Source organism: Nocardioides sp. (genome assembly GCF_036401255.1).
Classification (GTDB): domain Bacteria; phylum Actinomycetota; class Actinomycetes; order Propionibacteriales; family Nocardioidaceae; genus Nocardioides.
In genome coordinates this window covers 20,989-32,988 of record NZ_DASWVI010000216.1, presented here as the reverse complement: position 1 = coordinate 32,988, position 12,000 = coordinate 20,989, and the positions used below count along the sequence as shown (strand labels likewise).

Here is a 12,000-nt window from a genome sequence, read left to right as displayed (position 1 = left end):
CGACGGCATCAACGACGCGCCCGCACTCGTCCAGTCCAACGTCGGCATCGCGCTCGGCGCGGGCACCGACGTGGCGATGGAGTCGGCCGGCGTGGTGCTCGTCAGCGACAAGCTGGACAAGGTGGTGGGCGCGATCCTGCTGGGCCGCGCCTCGCACCGGAAGATGCAGCAGAACATCGCCATCGCGGTGGCCTTCAACGCGCTCGGGATCGGGCTGGCAGCGGCGGGGCTGGTCACCATGTGGGTTGCCATCGGGATCATCACGGCGTCCGTCGCCGCGGTGCTCCTCTCCACCCTGTCGCTGCTGCGGCTGGACCTGGGAGCGGCGGAGACGGAGGATGCGGCAGCCGCCGCGGACCGGGGCGTCGTGCAGACCGTGATCCCCGCGCGACGCATGCACTGCGACGCCTGCGCGCGGCGTATCCGCCTCAAGCTGGGGAAGGTCGAAGGCGTCCGCACGGTCGATGCCGATGCCGTGCGGAAGGAGGTACTCGTCGCCTACGAGCCGGCACGCGTCACCGAGGACCGGTTGCGCGACGAGCTCGAGGCGATGGGCTTCCGGTGAGAGGAAGGGGCCGTCCCGCGGGGCGCCGCGCGTCTCACGGACGCATGAGGCACCCCGGGCGCCGGGCGGTGATGGCGTCCGTGTCGGGACCATGCGGCGCCGCCATCATGCTCGTGAGGAGGTGCGATATGGGAACGCAGACGCAACCGACGACCGATCAGCAGCAGATGATGGAAAAGTGTATTCGGCGCTGCCAGGAGTGCCTGCAGCTCTGCCAGCAGTGCGCGGCCGAGTGTATCAGCGGGGGCGGCGACCAGACGATGCGAGACTGCGCGAAGCTCTGCCTCGAGTGCGCCGACGTGTGCGCGACGTCGGCCACCCTGATGAGCCGCGGCTCGCCGCACCACGCGGCGCAGTGTCGGGTGTGCGCGGACATCTGCGAGGCGTGCGCCGCGGCCTGCGAGAAGGCGTACGCGGAGGGCTGCGCCATCGACGACATCATGCGCCGGTGCGCCGAGGCGTGCCGCCGGTGCGCCGAGAGCTGCCGCCAGATGGCGGCCTGACAGGCGACGTCCGTCCGGGCCGTCGGCCAATCCGGCGGACGGCCCACCGGCGCCCTGTCGCCCCCGCGTCACGATCCACCCACCGCGACCCCGCGAGTCCGCCCCACCAGTACCCACCACTACCTACCACGTGAATCCCGCCGACTTCATCGAGCGCCTCTCAGGCTCCGTCGCCCAGTACCCGGTCGTCGCCCTCCTCGTGGCGGTCGCCGGGGGCCTCTTCTCGACCAGCACCTGCCCCTGCACGCTGCCCGCGGGCATCGGGATCGTGGGGTACGTCGGCACCCACGCGCATGCGGGCGGTCCGGCGGGACGCTGGTCGGGCGGCCGCGCCCTCTCGTTGGCGTTCTTCCTCGGGCTGGTGCTGAGCATCACCGCACTCGGGATCGGCGCCGCGATGGTGGGCCGGCTGCTGACGCAGTGGGGCCCGGCGTTCGCCGTGGGCGCCGCGGTGCTCACGGCCGCGGCCGGCGCCGCCACGCTCCTCGCGCCGGCGCTCCGGCGCCGGCTACCCGATCCCGAGATCCGGAAGCGCGGCGGGATCACGGGCGCTTTCGTCTACGGGGTGCTCTACAGCGTGGCGACGGTGACGACGTCAGCCGGCCCGCTGCTGCTCCTCCTGACGGTCGCGGCGGCGATAGGACGGCCCGCCTACGGCGCGGGGCTGTCCTTCGCGTACAGCCTGGGGCGCGGGCTCCCGTTCCTGGCCCTCGGGCTCTTCGCCGGCCGACTCGGCGCGTGGCTCCGGCGCGTCGAGCGCGCACGGCGTCCCGCCGAGGTGGTGAGCGGGGTCGCGCTGCTCGGCCTGGCCGTCTACTTCGTGCGTCTGGCGACGGTCCTCGCCTGACGACAAGGGGTCGTGCGCGACGGTGGTCGTGCGCGACGGGCGGCCGCCGCCATGCCGGCCGCCCATCTCGCGTCCGCTACGCCGGCTTGCCCGCCGGCTTGCCCGCCGGGGCAACCATGGCGCGGTAGCCGAGCCGCTCGAGGACGGCGACGAGCTTCGGCACCGAGGTCCGCATCGGATCGTACAGGACGATAGCCTCGCCGCGCTTGACACTCACCTGCGCGCGGACGACGCCAGCGGTGCGCGTAAGCATCGCGGTGACCGTGCGCTCGCAACTCGTGCAGTACATCCCCTGCACGCGTAGCACGACGCGGCTCGTATCCACCCCCGGCACTGCGCTCGGCACTGCGCTCGGCACTGCGCTCGCGGCCGTGCGAGCGCCGACGACGCCCACGGGTTGGGGGGCGACAGCGTAGTCCGGCGCGGCCGCGAACACGGCGGCGAGCGCGGCCGCGAACACGGCGGCGAGCGCGCTCGAGAGCGCGACGGTGCGGGCGAGCGGGGCGAGCGGGGCGGTAGGCATGCAACGCACTCCTCGGGTCGGGAACCTGAACCGGCGAACCATTCAACATACGCCCTCTGGTCGAGTAGAGGGTCAAGGGCGGACCTGCACCGATCACGGTCCTGCAGGGGTCGGCACCGGACACGCACGGGGACCCGCAGGAGACCCGCGCCAGACCAGGCGCAGCCCGAACCGGGCCATCAGCAGCGGGTCGCGGGGGAGCCGGAGCGGCGAGAGCACGTCCGCGGCGAGCGGCAGCCACCGCTCGGCGAACGGGGCGATCAGGCGGCGCCACGCACGGGCGTCGGCGCCGGAGGTAGCGCCAGTCTCGTCCGGGGAGTGTTCGAGCACGGCCGCCGTGCCGTCGTCGAGCGGGTGGGCCAACGGCGCGTCGGGTGCACCCACTCGAGACCGAACGCCTCGAGCGGGACCGTGCAGCGGAAGGGCGAGGAGAGCGCGACCGGGTGCACGGCCGAGCAGACGTCGTGTACGAAGTCCAGCAGCGTGAGCGCGGCGGGGGATCCCCCCGCCGACGACCGGCATGCCCTCGCGCAGGAGGACCGTCCGGCCGGCGCGCGGAGTGTCCACGCTCGGAGGTGTCGGGGCACCGCCCTGCACCGCGATTGCTCACCAGTGTCCGTCTCACAGGTCACCGGGGAACCAAGGAACGCGAAGGAACCGGAAACGATGCACCTGCTACTCGACTAGAGAGTCAAGCGCCGCGAATCGAGGCGCTCGTCCTGCAACTGCCCGTCCTGCAGTGCTTGACTCTCTAGTCGCGTAGAGGGGTCACGTTTCGCGGATGCCAATTCAACAGCCCCACTCCAGGCCGGTGCGTGCGGACGCGCGCCGTGACCGGCGCCATGCGGCAACGGCGAGTGCGGACCCATACCCTCCAGGCCGCCTATGACCCGACGGCGCAACAGCGCAGACGCGGACGCGTCGACCCGCGACTGTGAACGTGAGCGCGAGCGGCTCCTTCGCACACTGGCCGCGGTGACGTTCCTCGTATTCTTTCAGGCGTACATGGTCGCCCCGCTCATCCCGCGCCTGGCGACGGTGTTCGCGGCGCCGCCGACGAGCGTGGGCCTGGCGGTGCCGGCCTACTTGATCCCGTACGGGTGCGCGACCCTCGTCTACGGGATCCTCTCCGACCGCGTCGGTCGCGCGCGCGTCATGCTGGCGTCGCTCGCGGCGTTCCTGCTGTTCGTCCCGCTCACCGCCACGGCGGGCTCCGTCCGCGAGCTCATCGCCTGGCGCGTGGCGGCCGGCCTGGGTGCCAGCGGCATCGTACCCATCGCGCTCGCCCTCGTCGGTGACCTCTACCCGTACGAGCAACGCGGACGGCCACTGGGGTGGCTGTTCGGCGCGATGGCTGGCGGCATGGCGGTCGGGGCGCCCCTGGGCGCGCTGCTCGAGCCGGCTGTCGGATGGCGAGGTGTGTTTCTCATGGTGGGGGTCCTCACCGTGCCCGTGGCCGTGGTCCTCCTTCGGCTACTGCGACGCCGTGATCGAGCAGGCGCGGGCGCCGCTGGGGCAGCCCACCAGGCTCCCCCTCGTGCCACCGCGGGGACGCCGAGCGCCCCCCGCCCACTCACCGCGACCCTGCGGGAGCTCGGTCGGACGTATGGCCTGCTGCTCGCACCGGGCCGTGGGCTGGGCACCTATGCCTTCGTCTTCCTGAACGGCGTCTTCCACTCGGGTGTCTTCACGTGGCTGGGCCTGTACCTCTCACAGCGCTATGGTCTCGCCGAGGTCGGCATCGGACTCGCCCTGCTGGGCTACGGCGTGCCCGGCCTTCTTCTCGGGCCCGTGATCGGGCGGGCAGCAGACCGTTGGGGCCGCCGCTGGCTCATCCCGGCCGGGATCGGGCTCGCGGCGACCGCGGCACTCGTTCTCACTCCTGACCTCCCGCTCGCGCTCGCGACGGTCGCCATCGTCGTACTCTCCCTCGGCTACGACATGACGCAGCCGCTCCTCGCCGGCATCGTCACGAGGCTCGGGACGGCGCTCGGCGGAGGACGAGGCGGGCAGGCGATGGGGCTCAACGTGTTCCTCCTCTTCACCGGCTCGGGCCTCGGGAGCCTCATCTTCGGCTCCGTGGTCGCCGCGTCCGGGCTTGCGAGCGCACTCCTCGCCTTCGGCGCGGTCCAACTCGTCGCCGGACTGCTCGCCGTCCCACTGTTCCGCGATGAGCAGCGGCAGCACGCGGCGTGAGCGTGGCTGCGGGATCCAGCGCGACAGTAGCCCGGATCGGGGACCTCGCAGCGCGAGTTCCGATGGGCGCCGGACGGGACCGGCTCGCCCAGAGCGACCGGCTCGCCCATCGGGCGTGATCGAAGGCCGAGGTCGCGCGCGGCCGCCTCCTCGCCCTTGACGCTCTACTCGGGTATAGACTGTAGTCTAAGAGCGCCGCTGCGAGGGGAAGACGCGCTGTGAGCCCGGCCGGCGCTACGGGATCAGGGCGCAGCCGACCATCGTGGCGAATGGCCAGATCGTCTGCGAGGGGAAGCCGACGCCGGAGCGAGTCCGGACGCTGCTCGCGGTGTAGTTGCGGTGTAGTAGGGGGTAGCACAGGACGCGGCGGCCGCACGCCTGACCGAGCGCGTGCGGTTGTCGCTGCATCCGAATGGGATCGGACGAGGATACGGGGAGTGACCATGGCAGACACGACGGTACCTGTCCGCGCGCGCGGCCTGCTGGCAGGGGACGTGGCGAAGGCGCTCGGCGTCGGCGTGCAGACCCTGCACTACTACGAGCGTGAGGGGCTGATCCCGCCGCCGCCCAGATCCGAGAGCGGTTACCGGCTGTACACGCCGGAGCTCGTCGACCGCGTGCGGTTCATCCGGAAGGCGCAGGCGCTCGGTCTCCCGCTCGACGAGGTGCGCCGCATCCTGCGTCTCGCCGAGGAGGGATCGAGCCCCTGCGGCCGTGTGCAGACGGCACTGGCGGCGAAGCTCGCCGACGTGGACCGGCGCCTTGCCGAGCTGCAGACGTTCCGCGATGAACTCGCGACGCTCGTCGCACGGAGTTCGGATCTCGCAGCGCAGGGCGACGGCGCCCAGGTGTGCGCCATCGTGGAGGACGCACCGGCCTTCGCGGCCGACACGGAACCGGTGGTCCGACTTCGGCGTCGACCACCAGGGCGGCCCTGATGCGAGCGCGTCAGCGAACCGTACGAGCGCGAGGCGACCTGGCGTCGACCGCGTGCGCGTGCGGGCGCGGTCCCCGCCGCCTGCCGCTAACGGGCACATCCGACGCGCCGGCGCGGAGGTGCCGAGCGCGAGGACTGCGGCCAGGTGCAGTGCGGGCGCGCCGATGGACCGTCAGCGGCTCTGCCGGACGTGCCGCTCGAGGTCCCGGACCACGGCCGCCGCATCGGGGCCGACCCGGCGCAGCGTCGCGGACGTGAGGCTCCGCTGGCCCGAGAGCCCGACGTAGTAGAGTCCCCGGACGGTCGTGCTGACGCCGAGCCGCTGGCGCGGCCGTCCCGCCGCATCCACGGCCGCGGTGCCGTGCAGGAACTCGACGCCAGGGCGGAATCCGGTGGCGAAGATCACGCTGTCCGCCGCAACGGGGGTCCCATCGGCCGCGAGCACCCCCTCGGGCGCGAACGCCGTGAACATTGGCATCGGCGCTGGCCGCCCGGCCGCGAGCGCAGCGGCATAGCGGCCGGTGTCGAGCACCGTGGCGGCCGGCTCCCCCTCGCGCCACCGTCCGCTGGGGAAAGAGTCGATGCCGAGGAGACGGAACCAGAAGTGGATGTCGCGCCCCGCGATGATCTGGGGCACGAAGCGGACGGGCAGCCGGAGACGGCTGGCCATCGTGCTCACCCTGGTCGCCACCTACATGGTCGCCGAGGTGGTCGGCGGCCTTCTCAGCAACTCGCTGGCACTGCTTGCGGACGCGGGTCACATGCTTTCCGACGCCGGGGCGCTCGCGCTGTCCCTCTTCGCGATGTGGATCGCCGAGCGGCCTCCCACGCCGAAGCACTCATACGGCTACTACCGCACCGAGATCCTCGCCGCGCTCGTGAACGGGGCGACGCTCGTCGCGATCTCGATCTTCATCTTCGTCGAAGCGTGGGAGCGGCTCCGCGAGCCGCCGGACGTGCACGGCGCGCTGATGATGGGTATCGCCGCGGGCGGGCTCGTCGTGAACCTACTCGGACTCTGGCTGCTGAACGCCGGTCGTAGCGAGAGCCTCAACGTGCGCGGGGCATGGCTGCACGTGCTCAGCGACGCATTGGACAGCGTCGGCGCGATCCTCGGCGGGTTTCTCATCTGGACCTTCGGTTGGGCCTGCGAGACCGCCGAAGGGGTTAGCGCGCTCCGGCGCAAGCCACGCGCGACGAAGAACGCGACGAAGAACGCCATGATCGGATGCAGCATTGGTCCGATGGTTCGGCAGTACGCAGGGAGGGTTGGCAGAATGGCTATTGCACCGGTTGACAGCTACTAAACGTTGCCAGCGGCTCCCCGAGCTAAACCTGGGCGTATCAATAAGTTACCTTGACTCCTGCGCTTCGCGCCAAGTCCGCTTTGTGTCATGCTTGTGGCCATTTGCCGCTGGCGGACTGGTTGTTGAGGCTATCGACAACGAGCTGCCTCCTCGCGAACCGGGCCTTCTGAGCCGAGCAGTACCTTCGACCGCGACATTCGCCAGCAGTTTGATTGGCGACCGCCGTGGCAATCGGGACGGGACGGCGGCGCGTGGGCGAGAAGACCGTCGCGCTGCGCTGTCCGTCCGCGTAGCTAATCCCTACCCCCGGTGTATGGGGACTGAATCGACTCCGCGCACTAACGGGTAGCTGGTGGTCGCGAGCTAGTTCCAGGAGGTGTCGCCGTACTGGCCTCGCTGAGCAAGTTGCGCTAGCTTGGCGTCGCGCAAAGTTCGCAGCCCCTAGCGGCGCGGTTGACGCTACCTCCACCCGCAGGAGGGTTATCACGATGAAGCGGACTCAACCGGTCCCGTACTCTGCTGATGTGCGGCCAGGGGATACCGCGCGAGCGATGACTACGATCACGCCGTTGCTCGTCCCGAATGAACGGGAGCCGGTAGCGGTCGAGTTCGCTGGGCACTGTCCCCGCTGCGGTGACCCGTTCTCCGCGCGTGAGTGGCTAGTCACCGTCGCCGGTGGAATTAGGTTGAATGACCTGCAACGCGAGGCGCTGGTGCGGTCGATGCGCGAGGCGGGCATTGATTTCGCCAGCGGAGACCTGAGCTTCGATCTGACCTGCGACTGTGATGGCGCCCACCCGAATCGGCCGAAGGACACGCGTGGCTGTGGATCGCGCTTCCGCGTCCGAGTGACCTGGCCTTGAGCCATGCCCGCTCGGCTGCAACCACCGGTCGGCCAACCGACGCCGTCTAGCCTCGCAGACAGCCGCGATTGGGCGGCACTGGTTGCGAGCCAGCTTGAGACAGTCCGGGCGAGTGCCACCAACTGGCGAAACGGGCTTGCCGCCACAATCGGACTGATCACCGTCGTATTGGCCGTCCGCAAACCGGAGGATGCGGACAGCCTTGCGCAATGGTTCGGCCACACGGTTGGCGCCCTGTTGCTCCTGGCCCTCGCCTGCTCCATCGTCGGCGCCTTCGCTGCGCTCGCCGCTGCGTACGGCACGCCTGCCGAGATGACACGCGAGCAGTTTCGCGACGCCGGAGGCATCACCGGTGTCCAGCTGGCGCTGGCGCGCACGGCCGTGAAATGGCTGGGCGTGGCCAGGATTGCGACGGCAGTGAGCCTCGCGTTGCTTATGCTCACCGTCGGCCTCACTTGGTTCGCACCGCGCGGCCAAGCGGTGCTACTCGAGGTCGAGCTACAGTCCGGGCCGAGCGTCTGTGGAACGCTAACGACATCGAGCGGTGGGTACGTCGACATCAGAGCGGCGACTGCGCCGACGATGCGACTGCGCTTGAGCGACGTGCGCGGGATGCGGCCGGTCACGTCCTGTCCATGAGCGACGACTCGCCGCTCAGCGAACTGCCGCTTGATGGACTCGTCGCCGGCATCCTGAAACGGATCCGGCTCAGCCCGCCAGAGATGGATGCCCGGCTGCGCCCGCCGCAACTCCGCGTCACGCAGGGGCCGGACGGAGTCAACAGCTACTGCGTGCGTGCCGGCGGCCAGACGCTTCTCCTGGTGGGACGGCAGCAGTTCGCCCTCCTTGAGCACTATGCACGCGTGGCAGCGACCTACTTCCTCCCCACACACGAAGCTGGGGCCCGTCCATCGGCGAACTGGGAAGCCGCGCGCGCGGCGCTAGCCACGACGGTGGATTGGTTGGCGACTCCGGTGGCGGAGCCGCGATTCCCGTCCTTCGTAATGACGCCGAGGCAAACGGAGGTCGCGCATGCCATGGCGATGTACGCGTTCCGCTTCGTTCTCTGCCACGAGCTCGCGCACGTCGCCCTCGAGCACGTGGAGGATGGTCCGCATGACGCGATCGAACGCCAGGGAGCGCTCCATGAACGGCTCAAGGCGGCTCAAGAGCGGGAGCTCGTTGCCGACCAGATCGGGATGAAGCTCCACGTTGGTTCCCTGCTGCCCGCGCTCCGCGATGAGGCTGCGTTCGCGAGCTGCATGTACGCGCTCCACGCGCTCGCGCTACTCGACTTGCGGCTGATGGTTCTGGCGCAGCTCGTCGACCACGAGGCATGGAGCATCGAGCTGACGCATCCGCCCACGCTATCCCGCCACGCGACCCTAGCACACGCAGGCGGTGGACTCAATCGGGTCTTGACGCAGGGACTTCTCGTACTCCACAGAGATCTTGAGTGTATGGACGCCGAACTGCGCGAGATGGTTATGGCGCAGCAAGCGGAGGTCGCTGGTGACGCCTCGGCACTGATCGCGGCAGAGGCCGCAGCCGCGACGGAGCACATGGCCGGCTGCGAGTGCGTCGCGCCGACGATCGCGACAGAGTTTCAGAAGCTACTCGATCGCAGCCCCACAGGCGTGCTGCTCGCCCTCGAGAGTACGGCCGCGAGTGAATGGAACGGCCCAGGCCACTGGGCTGCCGAACGACTGGCCACTACCCTGCCGTTGGCGTTCCGAGAGTTTCTCGCGCTGGACCGTGCCGATCGGGCGCGGCACCTGACGCGCCAGAGGTAGGTGGCTGCTCGGCCGCGGCTTAGCAGACTGTCGAAGCCGGGGGACGACCACGACGCCCGGCCGCACGGTCTTGAAAACCTCATACGGGGACTGCTCCCTCGGCCAGCATTAGCCCGGAAGTGCGCGCAACGGCACTCTAAGGGGTGATATTTCGGCCACTTCGGGTGCCGTTGTCAACGGCGGTTGAAATTGGGTTCTCCCGCGGCCATGGGAGATGGGCATGCCGCTCTCATCGGCGTGCCTCGGGCTCGTCGCCGGAGGCGCTTCTGGTGCCTTATCGAGCCGATCGCCTCTGCCTGAGCTGCGCCACTGCCCCCCGCCCCGGCAGCAGCCGCTCGGCGTACCGTGCCGGCATCGTCGCCGTCTTCCACCGCCCCGCCTGCATCACCGCCGGCAGGTCCAGTCCGAGCGCTACCAGATCCTGCGCCGTACCTACCCGACACGAGTGACCGCTGACGTCAGTCGGGTCGAGTCGCGCCCGGACAGCGAGCTTCCGGAAGATCCGCGCGACCATGTCCGGGTGGAGCCGGCGGCCCACGCGGTCGTGCCGGCTCACCGACCGGAAGAGGGCGCCGTCGGCGATCCCGGCCCGGCGGCACCAGGCCTCGAGTGCCCCGAAGGCCTCCGGGCACAGGTAGGCGACGCTCCCCCGCCCTTCCTGGTCGGTCTTGGACCGGCGGATGATCGCGGTCCCGCTCCCGTCGGGAGCGCGCTCAATGTCCCCCACCTCCAGCGCGACGAGCTCCGAAGATCGGGCCAAGAGATCGCTCGCCACCAGGAGGAGCGCCCGGTCGCGGAGCTCGATGAGACGCTCTCCGGGGAGGCTCCCCACGATCCGCTGCACGTGCCGCTCGCCGAGAGGTGCCGCCTGGCGCTGCCTGGTGCCCCGGGCGCGTGCCATGCGCCGGACGGCGAGCCGGACGACCTGGTCGCGCGTCGGATCGTCGAGCCCTGCGGCCCGGTGGAGGAAGGCGACGCTCGCCAGGTAGCGCCTAACCGTGGCCGGGGAGCGCTCGTCCGCCATGGCATCGACGAACCGTGCGACGTCGGCGGAGGCGGCCGGAAGGGGCGGCGCCCTCCCCTCGTCCTCGCACCAGCGCTGCCACACCCGGAGATCGGACTGGATAGCCCGGACGGTGTTCGGGGCGTATGCGCCGGCGGCCTGGCGAGCGTAGGCATCCAGCCGCTCGGCGAGCGCGAGGTCGGCGAGGGTGAGATCGGCTGGCCGCTCGTGGTGCGGGGTATCGTCGATAGCGGAGACCATCTCCGGAGCCGCGGTCGGCCGTTCCACGGCCCTTAGTCCTGATGCGACGGGCGGGCGAGGCGTCACGGATGGATCGGACAGGTGGGATGTGCCATGACCGGACATGCCTGGTACGGTACGCCTCCGCCCACGCGAGCGCAAGGTGCGGATAAGTGTAATTATCCGACCCCAGAGTTGACAGACGCGGTGTTTAGCCGCTAAACAGAAGACGACGACGTCAACCGCCCGGGTGAGAATGCCAGAAGGCTATCGCAGCGAGACTTACGACCCGCACCCCGATCGGGAGCGCGGGACAACGGTGCACTCGAAGATGCACTCGAAGGTGCATTCGAAGGTGCGCTCGGGCCGCCCGCCCACCGGCGGTCCGCTCATGAGTGGTGCTCCTCCGAGTGGTGCTCCTCCTCGAAAGTCCCGGACGGCCGGGCGGCCACCGACACCGGCACGGCGGGCGCACTTGATCGACCGCGCCGTCGAGTGGGCCCGGCGCATGGACCGCGGAGAGTCCCAGGCCGACATCCGGAGATCCATCCCGGCACGGAGTCGGCCGAGCCGCGGCTACATCTCCATCGTCGCCCGGCTCGGGCACGCCCTCAAGGACCTCCCGCCGCTCGAGTTCGAGCTGTACCGCTCCCCGCGCGTCACCCTCCGTCTTGCCCAGGCGATCGTCCGCACCGACGCCGGTACCCTCGCCATACGCCAGCGGCTCCGGCAGGCGATCACTGCCCTACCTCATCCCGCCGACCGTAAGCGCGGCCGGCGCGCCCGCACCGGAACGCGCGCCGCGGCGGCCGGTGGTACCGGTGGTGTCCCGGGAGACGCGCCCGGCTTCCACAGGCGGAGAACCACGGACCCGGACGTCTTCGCGTGGCGGTGGGACGTCGCGAGGGCCGAGCACGACACGACAGGCTATGTCGAGGAGTACGTTGCTTTCCTCGAGCGGCTACACCGGGAGATGACCCGCCGCACGCGCGCCGCAGTCGCCCGACGCGCGGCGCCCCCGATTGCCATCGCTGGGCAGTCGCTCGCCAGCCTCTCGGCCTCGGTCGCTGCATACCGGCAGGCGCAGCTCGCCGCCGGGGGCGGCGCGCTCTCCGCCCGGGCGCTCCCGGCCGCCGACCAGCGCGCCCTCGATCTGCTCCAGCGGCTCCACCGGGCCCTGCAGGAAGCAACCCGGCCGGAGCCTACGCGACCGATCCGGTGAC

General features: G+C 70.5%; 13 protein-coding genes. 9 read left to right on the top strand and 4 right to left on the bottom strand.

Annotation, left to right across the window (positions count from 1 at the left end; all coding sequences use genetic code 11):
* The 3 genes from VGD85_RS10175 to VGD85_RS10165 form a co-directional block, all read left to right on the top strand.
* On the top strand, nucleotides 1–565 hold a 565-nt coding region (locus VGD85_RS10175; RefSeq protein ID WP_331063308.1), incomplete at its 5' end, for a heavy-metal-associated domain-containing protein.
* A gap of 128 nt (nucleotides 566–693) precedes the next feature.
* Nucleotides 694–1,068, top strand: a complete 375-nt coding sequence (locus VGD85_RS10170) for a four-helix bundle copper-binding protein (protein ID WP_331063309.1) — start codon at nucleotides 694–696, stop codon at nucleotides 1,066–1,068.
* A 130-nt stretch (nucleotides 1,069–1,198) separates the two neighbouring features.
* Nucleotides 1,199–1,915, top strand: a complete 717-nt coding sequence (locus VGD85_RS10165) for a cytochrome c biogenesis CcdA family protein (RefSeq protein ID WP_331063310.1) — start codon at nucleotides 1,199–1,201, stop codon at nucleotides 1,913–1,915.
* A gap of 76 nt (nucleotides 1,916–1,991) precedes the next feature.
* Here VGD85_RS10165 and VGD85_RS10160 read toward each other — a convergent pair whose 3' ends face one another.
* Both VGD85_RS10160 and VGD85_RS10155 read right to left on the bottom strand, forming a co-directional pair.
* Nucleotides 1,992–2,438, bottom strand: a complete 447-nt coding sequence (locus VGD85_RS10160; protein ID WP_331063311.1) for a heavy metal-associated domain-containing protein — start codon at nucleotides 2,436–2,438, stop codon at nucleotides 1,992–1,994.
* Nucleotides 2,439–2,531: 93 nt separating this feature from the next.
* Nucleotides 2,532–2,822: a hypothetical protein gene (locus VGD85_RS10155; RefSeq protein ID WP_331063312.1), complete on the bottom strand. Its 291-nt coding sequence runs from the start codon at nucleotides 2,820–2,822 to the stop codon at nucleotides 2,532–2,534.
* A 591-nt stretch (nucleotides 2,823–3,413) separates the two neighbouring features.
* Between VGD85_RS10155 and VGD85_RS10150 the strand changes: the two genes are divergently transcribed.
* Nucleotides 3,414–4,634 (top strand): MFS transporter, encoded by a 1,221-nt coding sequence (locus tag VGD85_RS10150; RefSeq protein ID WP_331063313.1) that lies wholly within the window; start codon nucleotides 3,414–3,416, stop codon nucleotides 4,632–4,634.
* A gap of 443 nt (nucleotides 4,635–5,077) precedes the next feature.
* On the top strand, nucleotides 5,078–5,572 hold the full coding sequence (locus VGD85_RS10145; RefSeq protein ID WP_331063323.1) for a heavy metal-responsive transcriptional regulator: 495 nt from the start codon (nucleotides 5,078–5,080) through the stop codon (nucleotides 5,570–5,572).
* 171 nt (nucleotides 5,573–5,743) lie between these two features.
* Here VGD85_RS10145 and VGD85_RS10140 read toward each other — a convergent pair whose 3' ends face one another.
* Nucleotides 5,744–6,241, bottom strand: a complete 498-nt coding sequence (locus VGD85_RS10140) for a hypothetical protein (RefSeq protein ID WP_331063314.1) — start codon at nucleotides 6,239–6,241, stop codon at nucleotides 5,744–5,746.
* A 1-nt stretch (nucleotide 6,242) separates the two neighbouring features.
* Between VGD85_RS10140 and VGD85_RS10135 the strand changes: the two genes are divergently transcribed.
* The 3 genes from VGD85_RS10135 (at nucleotide 6,243) to VGD85_RS10125 (ending at nucleotide 9,534) form a co-directional block, all read left to right on the top strand.
* Entirely contained in the window at nucleotides 6,243–6,878 is a 636-nt protein-coding gene (locus VGD85_RS10135) for a cation diffusion facilitator family transporter (protein ID WP_331063315.1), read from the top strand.
* A gap of 866 nt (nucleotides 6,879–7,744) precedes the next feature.
* Nucleotides 7,745–8,380: a hypothetical protein gene (locus VGD85_RS10130; RefSeq protein WP_331063316.1), complete on the top strand. Its 636-nt coding sequence runs from the start codon at nucleotides 7,745–7,747 to the stop codon at nucleotides 8,378–8,380.
* Nucleotides 8,377–9,534 (top strand): hypothetical protein, encoded by a 1,158-nt coding sequence (locus VGD85_RS10125; protein ID WP_331063317.1) that lies wholly within the window; start codon nucleotides 8,377–8,379, stop codon nucleotides 9,532–9,534. Before VGD85_RS10130 ends, VGD85_RS10125 begins: the two co-directional genes overlap by 4 nt.
* 274 nt (nucleotides 9,535–9,808) lie before the next feature.
* Here VGD85_RS10125 and VGD85_RS10120 read toward each other — a convergent pair whose 3' ends face one another.
* Nucleotides 9,809–10,825, bottom strand: a complete 1,017-nt coding sequence (locus VGD85_RS10120) for a tyrosine-type recombinase/integrase (RefSeq protein ID WP_331063318.1) — start codon at nucleotides 10,823–10,825, stop codon at nucleotides 9,809–9,811.
* Nucleotides 10,826–11,285: 460 nt separating this feature from the next.
* Between VGD85_RS10120 and VGD85_RS10115 the strand changes: the two genes are divergently transcribed.
* On the top strand, nucleotides 11,286–11,999 hold the full coding sequence (locus tag VGD85_RS10115) for a hypothetical protein (protein WP_331063319.1): 714 nt from the start codon (nucleotides 11,286–11,288) through the stop codon (nucleotides 11,997–11,999).
* The last annotated feature ends 1 nt before the right edge of the window (nucleotide 12,000 follow it).